The sequence below is a fragment of the Streptomyces sp. NBC_00239 genome, assembly GCF_036194065.1.
Lineage (GTDB): Bacteria > Actinomycetota > Actinomycetes > Streptomycetales > Streptomycetaceae > Streptomyces.
This window is the reverse complement of record NZ_CP108095.1, coordinates 5,917,294-5,935,766: the sequence shown is the minus strand read 5'-3', so window position 1 is coordinate 5,935,766 and position 18,473 is coordinate 5,917,294. Positions and strand designations below refer to the sequence as shown.

At 72.6% G+C, this 18,473-nt stretch carries 21 protein-coding genes and 1 pseudogene; 3 read left to right on the top strand and 19 right to left on the bottom strand.

The annotated features are described in order from the left end of the window. Nucleotides 1–106: 106 nt before the first annotated feature. From lgt to hisI, 11 genes and pseudogenes are all read right to left on the bottom strand, one after another. Nucleotides 107–1,072: pseudogene (gene lgt, locus OG764_RS26095) on the bottom strand (prolipoprotein diacylglyceryl transferase); the annotation flags it as partial. A 98-nt stretch (nucleotides 1,073–1,170) separates the two neighbouring features. Next, nucleotides 1,171–1,953, bottom strand: coding sequence for a DsbA family protein (locus OG764_RS26090; RefSeq protein ID WP_328970861.1), 783 nt, complete (start codon nucleotides 1,951–1,953; stop codon nucleotides 1,171–1,173). A gap of 94 nt (nucleotides 1,954–2,047) precedes the next feature. After that, nucleotides 2,048–2,875 (bottom strand): tryptophan synthase subunit alpha, encoded by an 828-nt coding sequence (trpA, locus tag OG764_RS26085; RefSeq protein ID WP_328970860.1) that lies wholly within the window; start codon nucleotides 2,873–2,875, stop codon nucleotides 2,048–2,050. Continuing rightward, the gene (gene trpB / locus OG764_RS26080) at nucleotides 2,872–4,113 is read right to left on the bottom strand and encodes a tryptophan synthase subunit beta (protein ID WP_328970859.1); all 1,242 of its coding nucleotides are present in this window, start codon (nucleotides 4,111–4,113) and stop codon (nucleotides 2,872–2,874) included. Before trpB ends, trpA begins: the two co-directional genes overlap by 4 nt. 257 nt (nucleotides 4,114–4,370) lie before the next feature. Next, nucleotides 4,371–4,592 (bottom strand): tryptophan biosynthesis modulator TrpM, encoded by a 222-nt coding sequence (trpM, locus tag OG764_RS26075; RefSeq protein ID WP_328970858.1) that lies wholly within the window; start codon nucleotides 4,590–4,592, stop codon nucleotides 4,371–4,373. 7 nt (nucleotides 4,593–4,599) lie between these two features. Further along, the gene (gene trpC, locus OG764_RS26070) at nucleotides 4,600–5,409 is read right to left on the bottom strand and encodes an indole-3-glycerol phosphate synthase TrpC (RefSeq protein WP_328970857.1); all 810 of its coding nucleotides are present in this window, start codon (nucleotides 5,407–5,409) and stop codon (nucleotides 4,600–4,602) included. A gap of 178 nt (nucleotides 5,410–5,587) precedes the next feature. Further along, complete coding sequence (locus OG764_RS26065) at nucleotides 5,588–6,094, bottom strand: DUF2752 domain-containing protein (protein WP_328970856.1); 507 nt, start codon at nucleotides 6,092–6,094, stop codon at nucleotides 5,588–5,590. A gap of 78 nt (nucleotides 6,095–6,172) precedes the next feature. After that, nucleotides 6,173–6,403: an HGxxPAAW family protein gene (locus tag OG764_RS26060; RefSeq protein WP_328970855.1), complete on the bottom strand. Its 231-nt coding sequence runs from the start codon at nucleotides 6,401–6,403 to the stop codon at nucleotides 6,173–6,175. A gap of 132 nt (nucleotides 6,404–6,535) precedes the next feature. Then, nucleotides 6,536–7,207, bottom strand: a complete 672-nt coding sequence (locus tag OG764_RS26055; RefSeq protein ID WP_328970854.1) for a TIGR02234 family membrane protein — start codon at nucleotides 7,205–7,207, stop codon at nucleotides 6,536–6,538. A gap of 51 nt (nucleotides 7,208–7,258) precedes the next feature. Continuing rightward, entirely contained in the window at nucleotides 7,259–8,773 is a 1,515-nt protein-coding gene (locus OG764_RS26050) for an anthranilate synthase component I (RefSeq protein WP_328970853.1), read from the bottom strand. Between the two features lie 14 nt (nucleotides 8,774–8,787). Then, nucleotides 8,788–9,162: a phosphoribosyl-AMP cyclohydrolase gene (hisI, locus tag OG764_RS26045; RefSeq protein ID WP_443056047.1), complete on the bottom strand. Its 375-nt coding sequence runs from the start codon at nucleotides 9,160–9,162 to the stop codon at nucleotides 8,788–8,790. 85 nt (nucleotides 9,163–9,247) lie between these two features. Between hisI and OG764_RS26040 the strand changes: the two genes are divergently transcribed. After that, on the top strand, nucleotides 9,248–9,880 hold the full coding sequence (locus tag OG764_RS26040) for a TIGR03085 family metal-binding protein (protein ID WP_328970851.1): 633 nt from the start codon (nucleotides 9,248–9,250) through the stop codon (nucleotides 9,878–9,880). 293 nt (nucleotides 9,881–10,173) lie between these two features. On the opposite strand, the gene hisF is transcribed toward OG764_RS26040, so the two are convergent. From hisF to hisD, 8 genes are read right to left on the bottom strand one after another with little or no spacing between them, the layout of a single operon-like run. Next, the gene (hisF, locus tag OG764_RS26035) at nucleotides 10,174–10,929 is read right to left on the bottom strand and encodes an imidazole glycerol phosphate synthase subunit HisF (protein ID WP_328970850.1); all 756 of its coding nucleotides are present in this window, start codon (nucleotides 10,927–10,929) and stop codon (nucleotides 10,174–10,176) included. Further along, nucleotides 10,926–11,333 carry a RidA family protein gene (locus OG764_RS26030; protein ID WP_328970849.1) on the bottom strand — a complete coding sequence of 136 codons (408 nt, stop codon included), beginning with the start codon at nucleotides 11,331–11,333 and terminating at the stop codon, nucleotides 10,926–10,928. The genes hisF and OG764_RS26030 overlap by 4 nt, the downstream gene beginning before the upstream one ends. Then, nucleotides 11,330–12,061, bottom strand: a complete 732-nt coding sequence (gene priA / locus OG764_RS26025; protein WP_328970848.1) for a bifunctional 1-(5-phosphoribosyl)-5-((5-phosphoribosylamino)methylideneamino)imidazole-4-carboxamide isomerase/phosphoribosylanthranilate isomerase PriA — start codon at nucleotides 12,059–12,061, stop codon at nucleotides 11,330–11,332. The genes OG764_RS26030 and priA overlap by 4 nt, the downstream gene beginning before the upstream one ends. Continuing rightward, entirely contained in the window at nucleotides 12,061–12,720 is a 660-nt protein-coding gene (gene hisH, locus OG764_RS26020) for an imidazole glycerol phosphate synthase subunit HisH (protein WP_328970847.1), read from the bottom strand. Before hisH ends, priA begins: the two co-directional genes overlap by 1 nt. Beyond that, nucleotides 12,717–12,884 (bottom strand): hypothetical protein, encoded by a 168-nt coding sequence (locus OG764_RS26015; protein WP_328970846.1) that lies wholly within the window; start codon nucleotides 12,882–12,884, stop codon nucleotides 12,717–12,719. Before OG764_RS26015 ends, hisH begins: the two co-directional genes overlap by 4 nt. Nucleotides 12,885–12,886: 2 nt before the next feature. Then, entirely contained in the window at nucleotides 12,887–13,480 is a 594-nt protein-coding gene (hisB, locus tag OG764_RS26010) for an imidazoleglycerol-phosphate dehydratase HisB (RefSeq protein WP_328970845.1), read from the bottom strand. Beyond that, on the bottom strand, nucleotides 13,477–14,607 hold the full coding sequence (locus OG764_RS26005) for a histidinol-phosphate transaminase (protein WP_328970844.1): 1,131 nt from the start codon (nucleotides 14,605–14,607) through the stop codon (nucleotides 13,477–13,479). The genes hisB and OG764_RS26005 overlap by 4 nt, the downstream gene beginning before the upstream one ends. Next, complete coding sequence (hisD, locus tag OG764_RS26000; protein WP_328970843.1) at nucleotides 14,604–15,935, bottom strand: histidinol dehydrogenase; 1,332 nt, start codon at nucleotides 15,933–15,935, stop codon at nucleotides 14,604–14,606. Before hisD ends, OG764_RS26005 begins: the two co-directional genes overlap by 4 nt. A gap of 198 nt (nucleotides 15,936–16,133) precedes the next feature. Here hisD and OG764_RS25995 point away from each other — a divergent pair, with 198 nt between their 5' ends. Together OG764_RS25995 and OG764_RS25990 are read left to right on the top strand one after the other, a co-directional pair. Further along, the gene (locus tag OG764_RS25995) at nucleotides 16,134–17,669 is read left to right on the top strand and encodes an oxidoreductase (RefSeq protein WP_328973172.1); all 1,536 of its coding nucleotides are present in this window, start codon (nucleotides 16,134–16,136) and stop codon (nucleotides 17,667–17,669) included. 34 nt (nucleotides 17,670–17,703) lie between these two features. Next, nucleotides 17,704–18,444, top strand: a complete 741-nt coding sequence (locus OG764_RS25990) for an LON peptidase substrate-binding domain-containing protein (RefSeq protein ID WP_328970842.1) — start codon at nucleotides 17,704–17,706, stop codon at nucleotides 18,442–18,444. Nucleotides 18,445–18,473: the final 29 nt, after the last annotated feature.

The window sequence follows — 18,473 nt, the reverse complement described above, 5'->3', positions numbered from 1 at the left end:
CACCCTTCACGGAGTGGCCCTCCGCGGAGTCAGCCTTGTCGAGGTCAGCCTTCGCGGAGTCGCCCTTGGCAGAGTCACCCTTCGCAGGGTCCCCCTTGAGGGAGTCACCCTTCGCAGAGTCACCCTTGACGGAGTCACCCTTGGCGGGGTCGCCCTCCGCGGGGTCGGCCTCGGCGGAGGCCACCTCCGCGGAGTCGGCCTCCGCAGAGTCGGCCTCTCCCGCCTCGTCATCGGTCTTCGCCGGGCCCGTGCCCGGCCCCGGCTCCGGTTCGACGACCAGCTCGCGCCCCGGTCGCAGGCGGGCGGAGAGGATGAAGTAGGTGACCGCGAGGACGAAGACCACGATGGCGGTCCACACGTTCAGGCGCAGGCCCAGCACGTGGTGCGCCTCGTCGACGCGCATGTACTCGATCCAGCCGCGCCCCGCGCAGTACCCCGCGACGTACAGCGCGAACGCCCGCCCGTGGCCCAGCTTGAAGCGGCGGTCGGCCCAGATGACCAGCAGCGCGACGCCCACGCACCACAGCGACTCGTACAGGAACGTCGGGTGGTAGGTGCCCGCGACCCGGTTCGGGCCCTCGTCGATCTTCAGGGCCCAGGGCAGGTCGGTGGCCCGGCCGTACAGCTCCTGGTTGAACCAGTTGCCCCAGCGGCCGACCGCCTGCGCCAGCGCGATGCCGGGCGCCAGGGCGTCCGCCCAGGCCGGCAGCGGGATGCCCCGGCGGCGGCAGCCGATCCAGGCGCCGACCGCGCCGAACGCGATCGCGCCCCAGATCCCGAGGCCGCCCTCCCAGATCTTGAAGGCGTCGACCCAGTTCTCACCCTCGCTGAAGTACAGCTGGTAGTCGGTGATCACGTGGTACAGGCGTCCGCCGACCAGGCCGAAGGGCACGGCCCACACGGCGATGTCGGCGACCGTGCCCGGCTTGCCGCCGCGCGCGATCCAGCGCTTGTTGCCGAGCCAGACGGCGACGAAGACGCCGATGATGATGCAGAACGCGTAGCCGCGCAGCGGGACCGGTCCGAGATGGATCACACCGGTCGACGGGCTGGGAATGTAAGCAAGTTCCATGGCAGGACCGACGCTACCTTGCCGGGCGGTACCGAAGGCAACCCGCCCGGCAAGGTGAAACCAAATCCACACACGGCGCGGTCGGGCGCCGCACCCGCTCAGCCCTTGGCGGCGGCCTCCACCTTCGCCTTGAGCTTCGCCGGGGTCAGCGGGTTCGCCTGGTCGGCGAAGATGTCCTTGCCGTCGAGCTGCACGGTCGGCGTGCCGCGGAACTGTCCGGCCCGGAAGGCCTCGTACGACTTGTTCACCCACGCGTTGTGGGTGCCGTCCTCCAGGCACTTGGTGAAGGTCGGGGTGTCGAGCCCGGGCACCTTGCCTGCCAGCTCGATCAGCTTGGAGTTCTTGGCGAACGCGTCGTCGGTCTCGGCCGGCTGGTTCACGAACAGCACGTCGTGGTAGGCGGAGAACTTGCCGGCGTCCTGCGCGCAGGCCGCCGCGTTCGCCGCCTTCAGTGAGCCGCTGCCGCCCATGTTCCCGTCGATCAGGGTCACCAGGTGGTATTCGACCTTGAGCTGCCCCTTGGCCTCCAGCTCGTGGATGGTGGCGCGGTAGCCGTCCTCGAAGGACTTGCACGCCGGGCAGCGGAAGTCCTCCCACACCGTCAGGGTGGACTTCGCCGCGTCCTTGCCGGTCTGGATGGCCAGGGCGTCCTTGCCGGTCGCGCCGGAGGGGGCGACGACCGGTCCGGCCGTCGACTTGCCGCCGTCCTTCCCCGCATTCGCCGCGATCAGGCCGACGACGGCGGCGAGGCCGAGCACTCCGACCACCGCTCCGGCGACCACGAGGGTCCGCCGGCGCTTGTCCTTGGCCTTCTGCCGCTCGCGCTCCACATGGAGCCGCTCCCGGGCCGACCGCTTCGCTTCAGGGTTCTTCTCACTCACGTCCCGCAAACGAACCGGGGAGGCACTCGCGTGCCTCCCCGGTCCCGGTTCCACCCGATCGGGCTACAGAACCCGGCGTTCCGTCACCGTGCGCTCAGCTCCGCCGTACGCCCTCGGCGAGCTCGGCGGCCAGTTCCCGTACGGACTCCAGGCCCGTCGCGAGGTCCGGCGCGTCCAGCAGGCGCTGCACGAAGGCCGAGCCGACGATCACACCGTCCGCGAAGCCCGCGACCTCCTTCGCCTGCTCGGCGTTGGAGACGCCCAGGCCCACGCAGACCGGCAGGCCACGGTGGGCGGCGGGGGTGGCGCGGGTGCGCCGGACCAGGTCCTGGGCCTGCGCGCCGACCGAGGCGCGGGTGCCGGTGACGCCCATCAGCGAGGCCGCGTACACGAAGCCGCTGCCGGCCTCCGTGATGGTGGCGAGCCGCTCGTCCTTGCTGCTCGGCGCCACCACGAAGACGGTCGCGAGACCGTGCTTCTCGGCGTGCTCGCGCCACAGCGCGGACTCCTGGACCGGCAGGTCGGGCAGGATGCACCCGGCCCCGCCCGCGGCCGCCAGCTCGGCGGTGAAGCGCTCCACGCCGTAGCGGTCGATCGGGTTCCAGTAGGTCATGATCAGCACCGGCGCGCCGGTGGCGGCGTGGGCCTCGCGGACCGTGCGCATCACGTCGGCGATCTTGACTCCGCCGCGCAGGGCGATGTCGTCGGCGGTCTGGATGACCGGGCCGTCGAGGACCGGGTCGGAGTGCGGCAGGCCGACCTCGACGATGTCCGCGCCGCCCGCCACGACCGCCTTGACGGCCTCGATGCCGCCGTCGACGGTCGGGAAGCCCGCCGGCAGGTAGGCGACGAGGGCGGCGCGGTCCTCGGACTTCGCCTTCGCGAGGGTGTCGCTCAGCAGTTGGATGTTCCCCTGGCTCACTTCTGCTCCCCCTCGGCGTCGTAGAGCCCGAAGTAGCGGGCCGCCGTGTCCATGTCCTTGTCGCCGCGGCCGGACAGGTTGACGACGAGGAGTCCGTCCTTGCCCAGTTCCTTGCCCAGGTCGAGGGCGCCCGCGAGGGCGTGCGCCGACTCGATGGCCGGGATGATGCCCTCGGTGCGCGACAGGAGCCGCAGCGCCTGCATGGCCTGGTCGTCGGTGACCGCGCGGTACTCGCCGCGGCCGCTGTCCTTGAGGTAGGCGTGCTCCGGGCCGATGCCCGGGTAGTCGAGGCCCGCCGAGATCGAGTAGGGCTCGGTGATCTGGCCCTCCTCGTCCTGGAGGACGTACGACCGGGATCCGTGCAGGATGCCGGGCTCGCCCGCGGTCAGGGTGGCCGCGTGCTCGCCGGTCTCCACGCCGTGGCCGGCCGGTTCGAAGCCGACCAGGCGCACCCCGGCGTCGGGGACGAAGGCGTGGAAGAGGCCGATGGCGTTGGAGCCGCCGCCGACGCAGGCCGCGACGGCGTCGGGCAGCCGGCCGGCGCGCTCCAGGATCTGGCGGCGGGCCTCGACGCCGATGACCCGGTGGAAGTCGCGGACCATGGCGGGGAAGGGGTGCGGGCCCGCGACCGTGCCGAAGAGGTAGTGGGTGCGGTCCACGTTGGCGACCCAGTCGCGGAACGCCTCGTTGATCGCGTCCTTGAGGGTCCGGGAGCCGGACGTCACCGCGATGACCTCGGCGCCGAGCATCCGCATGCGGGCCACGTTCAGGGCCTGCCGCTGGGTGTCGACCTCGCCCATGTAGATGGTGCATTCGAGGCCGAACAGGGCGCAGGCGGTCGCGGTGGCGACGCCGTGCTGGCCGGCGCCGGTCTCGGCGATGACGCGGGTCTTGCCCATGCGCTTGGTGAGCAGCGCCTGGCCCAGCACGTTGTTGATCTTGTGCGAGCCGGTGTGGTTGAGGTCCTCGCGCTTGAGGAAGATGCGGGCGCCGCCGGCGTGCTCGGCGAAGCGCGGCACCTCGGTCAGGGCGCTGGGGCGGCCGGTGTAGTTGACCATCAGGTCGTTGAGTTCGGCCGTGAAGGCGGGGTCGTGCTTGGCCTTCTCGTACTCGACGGCGACCTCGTCCACGGCGGCGACGAGGGCCTCCGGGATGAACTTGCCGCCGAAGTCGCCGAAGTAGCCCTCGGCGCTGGGGACCTGACCCTCCAGGTCTGGAATGAAGAACTCGCTGGACATTGCGGTACCTCTCGGGAGCGATCGGCTGGAGTCACCGTATGCGCCGGATACCCGCGCGGCGGGGCCGCCACGGGCCGCGGGAGGAACAAGGGGCACGGGAGACCGGCCCCCTTGCCGTGCGGGCGTACGCACCCGTCCGGGCGGCGCGGGGCCGGTCCGGGGGTGGCGAGCACCCGTGCGGGCCGGCGCTGGCCGGTCCGGGTACGGGTGTCAGTGCACGCGGGCGGGGCGCTCGGGGCGTCCGGCCCTGTTCCTCGCTACAGCGCAGCGCCGGCGCGCCATCGCATGCCGTCGACCTGGCCGGGCTCCGAGCCGATCACGTACCGGACCCGCCGCCCGTGCACCCGGCGCGCCGGGGCGCGGCAGCCGCGCGGGCGGCAGCCGCGCGCCAGGGGCGCGTGGTGTGTCGCGACGGCGGACACCGAGGCGGAGCGCAGGCTCGGCCGGGTGTGGGCGCCGGGGCGGGGGCGGACGGTCATGGCAGGGTCAGCTCCGGCCGTGCCGCAGTGCCGGGTGGGCGCCGGCGGCGACGAGGTCGGCGACGGCCGCCTTCGGGTCGCGTCCGGTGACCAGGGACTCGCCCACGAGCACGGCGTCCGCGCCCTCGTTGGCGTAGGCGATCAGATCGTGCGGTCCGCGGATGCCGGACTCGGCGATCTTGACGATCCCCGCGGGGATCTCGGGGGCGACCCGCCCGAAGGTCGAGCGGTCGACCTTGAGGTCCTTCAGGTTGCGCGCATTGACGCCGATGATCTTGGCGCCCGCGGCGACGGCCCGTTCCACCTCTTCCTCGTCGTGCACCTCGACCAGCGGGGTGAGTCCGATGGACTCGGCCCGCTCGATGAGGGAGACGAGGGCTTCCTGCTCCAGGGCCGCGACGATCAGCAGCGCGAGGTCGGCGCCGTAGGCGCGGGCCTCCCACAGCTGGTACGCCGTGACGATGAAGTCCTTGCGGAGGATCGGGATGTCGACCCGGGCGCGCACGGCTTCCAGGTCGGCCAGGGAACCGCCGAAACGACGCTGTTCGGTGAGGACCGAGATGACGGCCGCACCGCCCGCCTCGTAGTCGGCGGCGAGTCCGGCCGGGTCGGCGATCGCGGCCAGCGCGCCCTTGGAGGGGCTGGAGCGCTTGACTTCGCAGATCACCTTGACGCCGTCGCCGCGCAGGGCCGCGACGCCGTCCTTCGCCTGGGGCGCCTTGGCGGCGCGCTCCTTGAGCTCGTCGAGGCTGACCCGCGCCTGCCGCTCTGCGAGGTCGGCGCGGACCCCTTCGATGATCTCGTCGAGCACACTCACGCGAGCGGCCCCCTTCCGGGTCGGTGACGATGGTCGGCCGGCTTCGCGGTTGACGGGCAACAGCAAGGTCGGCAATTCAAATGGTATCCGCAGGAGGGCTTGCCCTCCGCATGTGGTTGACGGCGTCCCAGCACCTGGACATTCGGAATACGGGCTTCTGGTGCCGGGCGCCGGGCGCTCAGGGGGCCAGGGCGCTGCCGAAGGGCAGGTTTCGGACAACCGTGAAGACCCCGACGAGGGCCCCCACGGCCCACCAGTACGCCGGTTTCAAGGCCGGCACGGGCTTGGACCCTCCCTGCCAGGCGCGAACCAGCCACAGCGCGGTGAAGCCCGCGAAGAGGAAATAGGCCGCGACGCCCAGCGCGTTCGCCCCGAGCGCGGCGGGAAGATCGCCGTGGGCGAACGCGTGGGCGCTGCGCAGTCCGCCGCAGCCGGGGCACAGGATCCCGGTGAGCCGCAGCAGTGGGCAGACCGGGTAGTGGCCGGGTTCGTTGGGGTCGACGGTGGCGACGTACGCGAAGGCGGCGGCGACGGCCGCGAGGGAGAGCAGGGGCGCGCCCAGACGGCGTACCCGGGCGCTGCGGGGCGCCCCGGCGGGCGGGGCCGGCGCGGCGGGGGCCGGCGGGCCCTGGGGGGCGGGTGCGGCCCCGGCGGCGGGCCCGGGCGGCGTAGGAGTGGCGTCCACCCGGTGATTCTCGCCGGTTGCGCGGAAAGGCGCAGCCCTGGGGGCTGCGCCTCTCCGAGAACTGCCCGGACGGGGGCGTTACGCCTTCGCGCCCGCCTCCGTGAGGGAGCGGACCGGCTTCTTGGCGCCCATGCCCGCGGCCCTCATCGCGAGGCCGACGACACCGCCGAGCGCGACGACGATCAGGCCGGCCCAGAAGCCGAGCGGGTTGGCCATGACCATGAAGGCGCCCGAAATGCAGAAACCGATGAAGGCGATGGTGACACCGGTCCAGGCGGCCGGGGTGTGTCCGTGGCTGCTGCCCGCCATGAGTTGCTCCTCGTTGCTCTGTCGAACGTGGTGTGTCGCACGCTCGGATCTCATTGTCCCGCACCCGTGCCCCTGGTCTTTGCCGGGGGTGGGGGCGGGCGGGAAGGGGGGAGGGTCGGTGGGGTCCGGCGGTCAGCCGGTGGGGTCCTCACCGCGGTCGAGGGCCTTCCACAGGTCCTCGGGCCGGTCCGGGTCCACCCGGACGGGCGCCGTGCGGGTGCGCGGGGCGCCGTCCCGCTCGTACCGGCCGCCCATGGCGGGCCAGCCCTTGCCGAACCGCAGGGCGAGCAGGCCCGCCAGCAGGATCAGCACGCCGCCGACGGCCGTGACGTACGGCCAGGCGGTGTGGGTGAGCCCGGCCGCGGCGGCCGCGGTGTCCGCGGTGGTGCGGGCGGCCTCGGCGTCGAGGGCGGCGCGGTCGGCGGCGCCGAACACGGCGGCCGCGACGGCGCCCGCGCCGCTCAGCGCGAGCAGGGCGGAGACCAGGACGCGGCCGGGGCCCCGTACCGCGAAGACGGCGACGAGGGCGGCCAGGCCGACGATGGCGAGGGCCGCGGGCACCTGTGTGACGTTGGTGCCGTCCGTGGCCAGCCGGAGCGTTCCGCCGCCGACGTCCGCGGTGCCGCGGGCCCAGGTCCGCCCGGAGGCGAGCAGGACGACGGTGGCGCCGAGGGCGCCGGTCAGCAGGGCGGCGGCGACGCTGCGGCGGCTGCCGCGGGCGGCGGCGGCAGCGGGGTCACCGCTTGCTGCCGCCGCGCTCTCGGCATCGGATCGGGGCTGGGGTACGGCACTCACGTACACCACTATCCCCTACGGGTCCGGCGGCCCCGGGTCCAGGTCCGCCGAACGCCCGGGTCAGCGCTGGTGGAGGCGGTTCGCGGCGCCCACCGCGCGCAGCACGGCGGCCGCCTTGTTCCGGCACTCGTTGTCCTCGGCGACCGGGTCGGAGTCGGCGACGACGCCCGCTCCGGCCTGTACGTAGGCGGTGCCGTCGCGCAGCAGGGCGGTGCGGATGGCGATGGCGGTGTCGGAGTCCCCGGCGAAGTCGAGGTAGCCGACGCAGCCGCCGTACAGGCCGCGGCGGGAGGGTTCCAGCTCCTCGATGATCTGCATGGCGCGCGGCTTGGGCGCGCCGGACAGGGTGCCGGCGGGGAAGCAGGCGGTCAGCACGTCGAAGGCGGTGCGGCCCTCGGCGACCTTGCCGGTGACGGTCGAGACGATGTGCATGACGTGCGAGTAGCGCTCGATCGACATGAAGTCGACGACCTCCACGGAGCCGGGCTCGCAGACCCGTCCCAGGTCGTTGCGGCCCAGGTCGACGAGCATCAGGTGCTCGGCGCGCTCCTTGGGGTCGGCGAGCAGCTCCTCGGCGAGGTCGTGGTCCTCCTGCGGGGTGGCGCCGCGGTGCCGGGTGCCGGCGATGGGGTGCAGCATGGCCTGCCCGCCCTCGACCTTGACGAGGGCCTCCGGGCTGGAGCCGACCACGTCGAAGCCGTCGAAGCGGAAGAGGTACATGTACGGGGACGGGTTGGTGGCCCGCAGCACCCGGTAGACGTCGAGGGCGGAGGCGTGGCAGGGCGTCTCGAACCGTTGCGAGGGCACGACCTGGAAGGCCTCGCCCGCCCGGATGCGCTCCTTGATGTCGTCGACGGCCTTGCGGTACGACTCGCCGCCCCACAGCGCGCTGACCGTGCCGTCTTCGAAACCGGGCAGCTCGGAGGCGGGCAGCGGGGCCGGGGCGTACGGGGCGGGGCGGGCGAGGTCCGCTTCCATGGCGTCGAGGCGGGCCACGGCGCCGGCGTAGGCCTCGTCCACTCCGGAGTCGAGGTCGTTGTGGTTGATCGCGTTGGCGATCAGGAGGACCGAGCCGTCCCAGTGGTCGAGGACCGCGAGGTCGGAGGTGAGGAGCATGGTCAGCTCGGGGAGCTGCAGGTCGTCGGTGCCGTGGTCGCCGATGCGCTCCAGGCGGCGGACGATGTCGTAGCCGAGGTAGCCGACCATGCCGCCGGTGAAGGGGGGCAGCACCCCGTCCACGAAGGCGTCCAGGTCGCGGGGGGTGTGCAGGGTCTCGATGGTGCGGCGCAGGGCCTCCAGCGGGTCGCCGTCGACGGGCACGCCGACGGGCGGGGTGCCGATCCAGCGGGCCTGGCCGTCGTGCGCGGTGAGGGTGGCGTCGCTGCGCACGCCGATGAAGGAGTACCGGGACCAGGACCGCCCGTTCTCGGCGGACTCCAGGAGGAAGGTGCCGGTGCGCTCGGCGGCGAGCTTCCGGTAGAGGCCCACGGGGGTGTCGCCGTCGGCCAGCAGCCTGCGGCTGACCGGGATGACGCGGCGGTCGACCGCGAGCTTGCGGAACGTATCGAGATCCATGGTCTGGGACCTGCCTAGTTCGAGAGCGGGAGCTGGTCGGCGTCGAAGCACGTACGGGCGCCGGTGTGGCAGGCGGCGCCCACCTGGTCCACCTTGACGAGGAGGGTGTCCGCGTCGCAGTCCAGCGCGACTGATTTCACGTGCTGGAAATGGCCGGAAGTATCGCCCTTCACCCAGTACTCGCGGCGGCTGCGGGACCAGTAGGTGCAGCGTCCGGTGGTGAGGGTGCGATGCAGGGCCTCGTCGTCCATCCAGCCGAGCATGAGCACCTCACCGGTGTCGTACTGCTGCGCGATGGCGGGAATCAGGCCGTCCGCGGACCGCTTGAGCCGGGCTGCGATCGCCGGGTCGAGGCCGCTGGAGGTGTCGGGCGTGCTCATGGGTGCCATTGTGCCGCGCGGCGCGGGGCCGCCGGACGTGCTGTCCGCCTGATGGAACAGGCATCCGGGCGATTTCCGCCGTAGGGTGACGGCCATGTCTACCCATGCGAAGCGTGAACGACTGCTCCTGGCCGACCTGTTGGAACAGGCCGGACCCGACGCCCCGACCCTGTGCGACGGCTGGACCACCCGCGAGCTGGCCGCACACGTGGTCGTACGGGAACGCCGGCCGGACGCGGCGGGCGGGCTGCTGCTGGGGGTGTTGAAGGACCGCCTCGACAAGGCGATGGCCGAGTACGCGGCGAAGCCGTACGAGGAGCTGATCCAGCTGATCAGGACCGGGCCGCCGAGGAGGTCGGTGTACGCGCTGAAGCAGGTGGACGAGGCGGCGAACACGGTGGAGTTCTACGTCCACGCCGAGGACGTGCGCCGGGCCCAGCCGGACTGGACCCCGCGCGAGCTGGATCCGGTGTTCTCGGACGCGCTGTGGTCGCGGCTGGAGAAGCTGGCCCGGATCACCGGGCGCCGCTCCCCCGTCGGCATGGTGCTGCGGCGGCCCGACGGGCAGACGGCGGTCGCCCGCAAGGGCACGCCGGTGGTGACGGTGACCGGCGAGCCGGGGGAGCTGGTGCTGTTCTGCTTTGGCCGTCAGGACGCGGCGCGGATCGAACTGGACGGCGACAAGTCGGCGGTGGCCCAGCTCACCACCGCCAAACTCGGCATCTGACCCGCTACCCCGCCTCCCGGAAGCGCCCCCAGCCTCGCCGACGCCCGGGCATTCCCAGCCCCTCCGGCGCTTCAGGAGCGGGTCCGGGCGGACCCCGCCAACCCCGCGCACCCCTCAGCCCCTCCGGCGCTTGAGGAGCGGGTCCGGGCGGAGCCCGGTGCCCGGCGCCAGCCGGGTTGTCTTGGGGCTCCGCCCCAAACCCCGCGCCTCAAACGCCGGCGAGGCTGGAATTTGCCGCACGCAGCGCCGACAAGGGCTGGGTATTGCGCCCGGGCACCGGCCAGGCTGGCGGGTCAGCGGACGGGGTGGCCGGCCTGGCGGAGGGCGGATTTAACCTCGGCGATGCGGAGGTCGCCGAAGTGGAAGACCGACGCGGCCAGCACCGCATCCGCCCCGGCCTCGATCGCCGGCGGGAAGTCGGACAGCCGCCCCGCCCCGCCGGAGGCGATGACCGGGATCGTGACGTGCTTGCGCACCGCCGCGATCATCTCGACGTCGTAGCCGTCCTTCGTGCCGTCGGCGTCCATCGAGTTCAGCAGGATTTCCCCGGCGCCGAGCTCGGCGGCCCGGTGGGCCCACTCGACGGCGTCGATCCCGGTGCCCTGGCGCCCTCCGTGCGTGGTGACCTCGAACGTCCCGGCCCCGGTGCGCCGCGCGTCGACCGACAGCACGAGGACCTGGCGGCCGAACCGCTCGGCGATCTCCTGGATCAGCTCGGGGCGGGCGATGGCGGCGGTGTTCACGCCGACCTTGTCCGCGCCGGCCCGCAGGAGCTTGTCGACGTCGTCCGCGGTGCGCACGCCGCCGCCGACGGTGAGGGGGATGAAGACCTGCTCGGCGGTGCGGCGCACCACGTCGTAGGTGGTCTCCCGGTTGCCGGAGGAGGCGGTGATGTCGAGGAAGGTCAGCTCGTCGGCGCCTTCGGCGTCGTACAGCTTGGCCATCTCGACGGGGTCGCCGGCGTCGCGGAGGTTCTGGAAGTTGACGCCCTTGACGACGCGGCCGTTGTCCACGTCGAGGCAGGGGATCACGCGTACGGCGAGGGTCATGCGGCACCTCCGCGGTAGGCCTCGACCTCGACCTCGACAACCAGGTTGGGGTCGACGAGCCCGGCGACGATGACCATCGTGCTGGCGGGGCGGGCGGCGTCGAAGAGCAGCTTGTGGGCGCGGCCCACCTCGTCGACGTCGCGCGCGTGGGTCAGGTACATGCGGGTGCGGACGACGTGCTCGGCGCCGAGGCCGACCTGCGCGAGGGCGCCCAGCGCCACGTTGAAGGCGTTGACGGTCTGCTCGTACGGGTTGCCCGCGACGACGGACCCGTCGACCACGGAGACGCAGCCGGACACCAGGACCATGCCGTTGGGGAGCTCGACGGCGCGGGAGTACGCGATCACGTCCTCCCAGGGGCCGCCGGAGGAGATCCGCTTGACCTCGTTCGTGCCGTCGCTCATGCGGAGACCACTTCCAGCGCCTCTTCGAGGGTGAAGGCCTTGGCGTACAGGGCCTTGCCGACGATCGCGCCCTCGACGCCCAGCGGGACGAGCCCGGACAGGGCGCGGAGGTCGTCGAGGGAGGAGACGCCGCCGGAGGCGACGACGGGCCGGTCGGTGGCGGCGCAGACGTTCTTCAGCAGCTCCAGGTTGGGGCCGGTGAGGGTGCCGTCCTTGCCGATGTCGGTGACGACGTAGCGGGCGCAGCCCTCGGCGTCGAGGCGGGCGAGGGTCTCGTAGAGGTCGCCGCCCTCGCTGGTCCAGCCGCGGCCCTTGAGGGTGGTGCCGACGACGTCGAGGCCGACGGCGATCTTGTCGCCGTGCTCGGCGATGACCTTGGCGACCCAGTCGGGGGTCTCCAGGGCGGCGGTGCCCAGGTTGACGCGGGTGCAGCCGGTGGCGAGGGCCTTGGCGAGGGAGGCGTCGTCGCGGATGCCGCCGGAGAGCTCCACCTTGATGTCCATGGCGCGGGTGATCTCGGCGACGAGGTCGCGGTTGTCGCCGGTGCCGAAGGCGGCGTCGAGGTCGACGAGGTGCAGCCATTCGGCGCCGGCCGCCTGCCAGGCCAGGGCGGCCTGGAGCGGGGAGCCGTACGAGGTCTCGCTGCCGGACGCACCGTGCACGAGGCGGACCGCCTGGCCGTCGCGGACGTCCACGGCGGGGAGGAGTTCGAGCGTGTTCACGGTCATCAGAGGGTCTCGATCCAGTTGGTGAGCAGCTGGGCGCCGGCGTCGCCGGACTTTTCGGGGTGGAACTGGGTGGCCCACAGGGCACGGTTCTCCACGGCCGCGACGAAGGGTTCGCCGTGGGTGGCCCAGGTGACCTTGGGGGCGCGGATCGCCGGGTTGGTGATCTCCAGGGTCCAGTCGCGGACCGCGTAGGAGTGCACGAAGTAGAAGCGGGCGTCGTCGTCCAGGCCGGCGAAGGCCTGGGAGTCGGCGGGCGCGTCGACGGTGTTCCAGCCCATGTGGGGGACGATCGGGGCGCGCAGCGGTTCGACCGTGCCGGGCCACTCGTCGAGGCCTTCGGTCTCGACGCCGTGCTCGATGCCGCGCTCGAAGAGGATCTGCATGCCGACGCAGATGCCCATGACGGGGCGGCCGCCGGAGAGCCTGCGGCCGACGATCCAGTCGCCGCGCGCGTCCTTGAGGCCCTTCATGCAGGCGGCGAAGGCGCCGACGCCGGGGACCAGCAGGCCGTCGGCGTCCATGGCCTTGTCGTAGTCGCGGGTGATCTCGACGTCGGCGCCGACGCGGGCGAGGGCGCGCTCGGCGGAGCGCACGTTGCCGAAGCCGTAGTCGAAGACGACGACCTTCTTGGTGGCCCTCTTGCCGGATGAGGCGCTCATGCCCAGATTCCTTGGATCCGCAGGACTCCGGCTGCCAGACACATCATGGAGCCGATGGCGAGCAGAACGACGACGCCGCGGGGCATCTTCTGCTTCTTGAAGGAGTAGACGCCGCCGGCCAGGAAGAGGCCGACGACGATCAGGATGGTGGAGAGACCGGTCACGGTTAGAGCGCGCCCTTCGTGGAGGGGAGGATGCCTTCGGCACGGGTGTCGCGCTCGCTGGCGTAGCGAAGCGCGCGGGCCAGGGCCTTGAACTGGCATTCCACGATGTGGTGGGCGTTGCGGCCGTACGGGACGTGGACGTGCAGGGCGATCTGGGCCTGTGCGACGAACGACTCCAGGATGTGCCGGGTCATCGTCGTGTCGTACGAGCCGATCATCGGCGCCATGTTCTCGGGCTCGGTGTGCACGAGGTACGGGCGGCCCGAGAGGTCGACGGTCACCTGGGCGAGGGACTCGTCGAGCGGCACGGTGCAGTTGCCGAACCGGTAGATGCCGACCTTGTCGCCGAGGGCCTGCTTGAAGGCGGCGCCGAGCGCGAGGGCGGTGTCCTCGATGGTGTGGTGCGAGTCGATGTGCAGGTCGCCGTCGGTCTTGACCGTGAGGTCGAAGAGGCCGTGGCGGCCGAGCTGGTCGAGCATGTGGTCGTAGAAGCCCACGCCGGTCGACACGTCGACCTTCCCGGTGCCGTCGAGGTCTATCTCGACGAGGACCGAGGTCTCCTTGGTGGTGCGTTCGACCCGTCCGATGCGGCTCATGCCTGCTGCTCCTTCTTCAGTGCGCGAACCGCTTCCAGGAACGCGTCGTTCTCCGCCGGCGTGCCCGCGGTGACCCGCAGCCATCCGGGTACTCCGTTGTCCCGGACCAGGACGCCCCGGTCGAGGATCTGCTGCCAGGCGGTGTGGGAGTCCGCGAACATCCCGAACTGCACGAAGTTCGCGTCGGACTCGGTGACCTCGTAGCCGATGGCGCGCAGTTCCGCGACCAGCCGGTCCCGCTCGGTCTTGAGCTGTTCGACGTACCCCAGGAGGGTGTCGGTGTGCTCCAGGGCGGCCAGCGCGGTGGCCTGGGTGACCGCGGACAGGTGGTACGGCAGCCGGACCAGCTGTACGGCGTCCACGACGGCGGGGTGCGCGGCCAGGTAGCCCAGGCGCAGGCCGGCCGCGCCGAAGGCCTTGGACATGGTCCGGGAGACCACCAGGTTGGGGCGGCCCTCGATCAGCGGGAGGAGCGAGTCCCCGTGGCTGAACTCGACGTACGCCTCGTCGACGACCACGAGCGAGGGCTTCGCGGCCTGCGCGGCCTCGTAGAGGGCGAGGACCGTCTCGCTGTCGACCGCCGTGCCCGTGGGGTTGTTGGGCGAGGTGATGAAGACGACGTCGGGGGCGTTCTCGGCGATGGCCTGCTCGGCGGCGGTCACGTCGATGGTGAAGTCGTCGCGGCGCGGTCCGGAGATCCAGCCGGTGCCGGTGCCGCGCGCGATCAGGGCGTGCATCGAGTACGAGGGCTCGAAGCCGATGGCCGTGCGGCCGGGCCCGCCGAAGGTCTGCAGCAGCTGCTGGATGACCTCGTTGGAGCCGTTGGCGGCCCAGACGTTCTCCATGGCGACCGGGTGCCCGGCCGTACGGGTGAGGTAGGCGGCCAGCTGGGTGCGCAGCTCGACCGCGTCCCGGTCGGGGTAGCGGTTGAGGCCGCGGGCGGCCTCGGCCACGCGCTCGGCGATGCGCCGCACGAGGGGCTCGGGCAGCGGGTAAGGGTTCTCGTTGGTGTTCAGCTGGACGGGCACGTCGAGCTGGGGGGCGCCGTAGGGGATCTTGCCCCGGAGTTCGTCCCGGACGGGCAGGTCGTCGATGCCGATCGTGCGTTCGGGCGTGTCGCCGCTCATGACTGGGGGATCTTCCATCCGAAGCGCGCCTTGAGGGCGGCGCCGTGCGCGGGCAGGTCCTCGGCCTCGGCCAGGGTGACCACGTGGTGGGTGACCTCGGCGAGGGCGTCGCGCGTGTAGTCGACGATGTGGATGCCGCGCAGGAAGGACTGCACGGACAGGCCCGAGGAGTGGCAGGCGCAGCCGCCGGTGGGCAGTACGTGGTTGGAGCCGGCGCAGTAGTCGCCGAGCGAGACCGGGGACCAGGGGCCCACGAAGATCGCGCCGGCGTTGCGGACCCGGGCGGCCCACGCGGCGGCGTCGGCGGTCTGGATCTCCAGGTGCTCGGCGCCGTACGCGTCGACCACCTTGAGGCCGTCCTCCAGGTCGTTGACCAGCACGATCGCGGACTGGCGGCCGGCCAGGGCGGGCTTGATCCGGTCGTCGACGTGCTTGGAGGCGGCTACCTGCGGCTCCAGCTCCCGCTCGACGGCGGCCGCGAGCTCCTCGGAGTCGGTGACCAGGACGGCGGCGGCCAGCGGGTCGTGCTCGGCCTGGCTGATCAGGTCGGCGGCGACGTGCACCGGGTCGGCGGTGGCGTCCGCGAGGATCGCGATCTCGGTCGGGCCGGCCTCGGTGTCGATGCCGATCTTCCCGGTGAAGTACCGCTTGGCGGCCGCGACCCAGATGTTGCCGGGGCCGGTCACCATGTTCGCGGGGGCGCAGCCGTCCGGTCCGGTGGTGCCGTGGGCGAACATGGCGACGGCCTGGGCGCCGCCGGCCGCGTACACCTCGTCCACGCCGAGCAGCGCGCACGCGGCGAGGATCGTCGGGTGCGGGAGACCGCCGAATTCGGCCTGCGGCGGGGAGGCGAGGGCGACGGACTCGACGCCGGCCTCCTGCGCGGGCACCACGTTCATGATCACGGAGGACGGGTAGACGGAGCGGCCGCCGGGCGCGTACAGGCCCACCCGCTCGACCGGCACCCACTTCTCGGTGACGGTGCCGCCGGGGACCACCTGGGTGGTGTGCGCGGTACGGCGCTGGGCCGCGTGCACGATCCGGGCGCGCCGGATGGACTCCTCCAGGGCCGCGCGGACGTCCGGATCGAGCCGCTCCAGGGCGCTGTGCAGGGCCTCGACGGGCACCCGGACCCGCTCCAGGGTGACGCCGTCGAACTTCTGCGCGTACTCGATCAGCGCCGCGGTGCCGCGATGATGCACGTCCTCGCAGATGGGCCGCACCTTCTCCAGGGCGGCTTCCACGTCGAATTCGGCACGGGGCAGCAGATCGCGCAGGGCTCCACCCTCGGGGAGGGCCTCGCCGCGCAGGTCGATACGAGAGATCACACCCCGATTCTCTCAGACCGCCTCACGCCACCGGTCGCCTGTATCACTGGCTGATACGCGCCCCGGATGTCATCCGTGACCACTAGCGTTCGCAAGGACGACCGAGGGGAAGGGGGGCCTCCCGTGGACGAAGTACGCGAGGTACAGCCCGATGGGCTCGACGGGGCACCGGCGGATCTGCGGGCGCCCGAGCTGCGGATGTGGCGGGCCTTCCGCACCGGCGCCGTCTGCGACCTGAGCGCGCACGCCGCCGACCGGGACGATCCGATGGCCGACCGTGCCTGGGGGCCCGAGCGCAGCGTGCGCGCGGAGGTGATCGCCCGGCTGCTGCTCAGCGGGCCCGCGGCAGTGCCGGGCCGGGTCGCGTCGCTGAAGGTGCGCGGCGCCCGGATCACCGGCCGCCTCGAACTGTCGGGCGGCACCGTCACCCCGTACGTGGAGCTGAACGCGTGTCGTTTCGACAGCGAAGTGCAACTGTCCGAGACCCGGTTCACGACGCTGCGGATGATCAACTGCTCGGTGCCGCGGATCGAGGCGGCCCGCCTGCACACGGAGGGCGACCTGCACCTGCCGCGCTGCCGGGTCGCCCGCGGCATCCGGCTGACCGACGCGCAGATCGGCACCGACCTGCTGATCAGCCAGGCGGTGGTGCAGCGGGACAGCAAGGGGCGGGCGATCGCCGCGGACGGCCTCTCGGTGGCCCAGGACTTCCAGGCCGAGCTGCTGGAGACGTACGGCGAGGTCAGCCTGCGCGGCGCCAAGGTCGGCGTCTCGATGAGCCTGCGCGGGGCCCGGCTGCGCAATCCGTACGGGCGGCGCGCCCTGAACGCGCCGCAGCTCACCGTGGAGCGGACCCTCTACCTGACGTCGGTGGCGCTGGACCCCGGCGGCGAACCCGGATCCACTCCCCCGTACGGGCTGGGGCAGACGCCGGTGCGCGGCAGCCGGGTGCAGCGCTTCGAGTGCCGGGGCGGGCTACGGCTGGACGACGGGCGGTTCGGGGACGCGGTGGACTTCTTCGGCGCCCGGTTCGTGCTGGCCGGGGACCAGGAGGTGTCGATGCGCCGGATCCAGACCCCGGAGCTGCGGTTCGTCGGGGAGCGGCCGGAGCAGGGGCGGGTGGTGCTGTCCGGGGCGAAGGTGGTGAAGCTCGTCGACCAGGCCACCAGCTGGCCCGGCCCGGGCATGGTGTCGATGGACGGCTTCAGCTACGAGTTCCTGGCCCCGCGGGGCCTGTTCCCGCTGGCCCGCCGCCTGGAGTGGGTGGAGGCGGCGACCCCCGAGTACTCGCCGGAGCCGTACGAGCGGCTGGCGGCGGTGCTGCGGGCCGGCGGCGAGGACGCGGAGGCCCGCGAGGTGCTGCTCGCCAAACAGCGCAGACGCCGCGAGACGCTGCCGCTCGCGGCGAAGCTGTGGGGGTACCTCCAGGACTGGACGGTGGCGTACGGGTACCGGCCCGGGCGGGCCGCGCTGTGGATGGCGGTGCTGTGGGCGGCGGGCGCGGCGGCCTTTTCCCGCCATGATCCGCCCGCCATCAAACCGGAGGAGCATCCGCTGTGGAACCCCGTCCTGTACGCGCTGGACCTGCTGCTCCCCGTGATCGATCTCGGCCAGGACGGGTACTGGCGGCTGGAGGGCGGCTGGCAGTGGGCCGGGGCCGTGCTGGTGCTGCTGGGGTGGGTGCTGGCGACGACGGTGGCCGCGGGCGCGTCCCGGCTGCTGCGCCGGGGGTGACGGGCGTGGTCCCGCGGCGATTACCCTGACCGACGTGACCACCGTTCGTCTGCCGCTCTTCCCGCTGAACTCGGTACTGTTCCCGGGCCTCGTCCTGCCCCTGAACGTTTTCGAGGAGCGCTATCGCGCCATGATGCGCGACCTGCTGAAGTCCGGCGACGAGGAGCCGCGGCGCTTCGCCGTCGTCGCGATCCGCGACGGCCGCGAGATGGCGCCCACCGCCCCCGGACTCCCCGACCAGACGGCGCTGCCCGAGAAGGGCCCGGCCGCCGGCTTCGGCCCCGACCCCGTCCAGGCCTTCCACCGGGTGGGCTGCATCGCCGACGCGGCGACCGTCCGGGAGCGCGAGGACGGCAGCTTCGAGGTGCTGGCCACCGGCACGGTCCGGGTGAAGATCCTGTCGGTCGACGCGAGCGGCCCCTACCTGGTGGCCGAGATGGAGGAACTGCCGGAGGACTCCGGGGAGGGCGCGGGCGCGCTGGCGCAGGGCGTCCTGCGGGCGTTCCGGGCGTACCAGAAGCGCCTCGCGGGGGCCCGCGAGAGGTCCCTGGCCACCGGCGCGGACCTGCCCGACGAACCGTCGGTGGTCTCGTACCTGGTGGCGGCGGCGGCGGTGCTGGACGTCCCGTCCAAGCAGCGGCTGCTACAGGCCCCGGACACCGCGACCCGGCTCGCCGAGGAGCTGAAGCTGCTGCGCAGCGAGACGGCGGTCATCCGGCACCTGCCGTCGCTGCCCGCGGTGGACCTGACCCGGTCCCCGACCAGCCCGAACTGACCGGAACCGACCCGAGGGGGGCCGCGGCG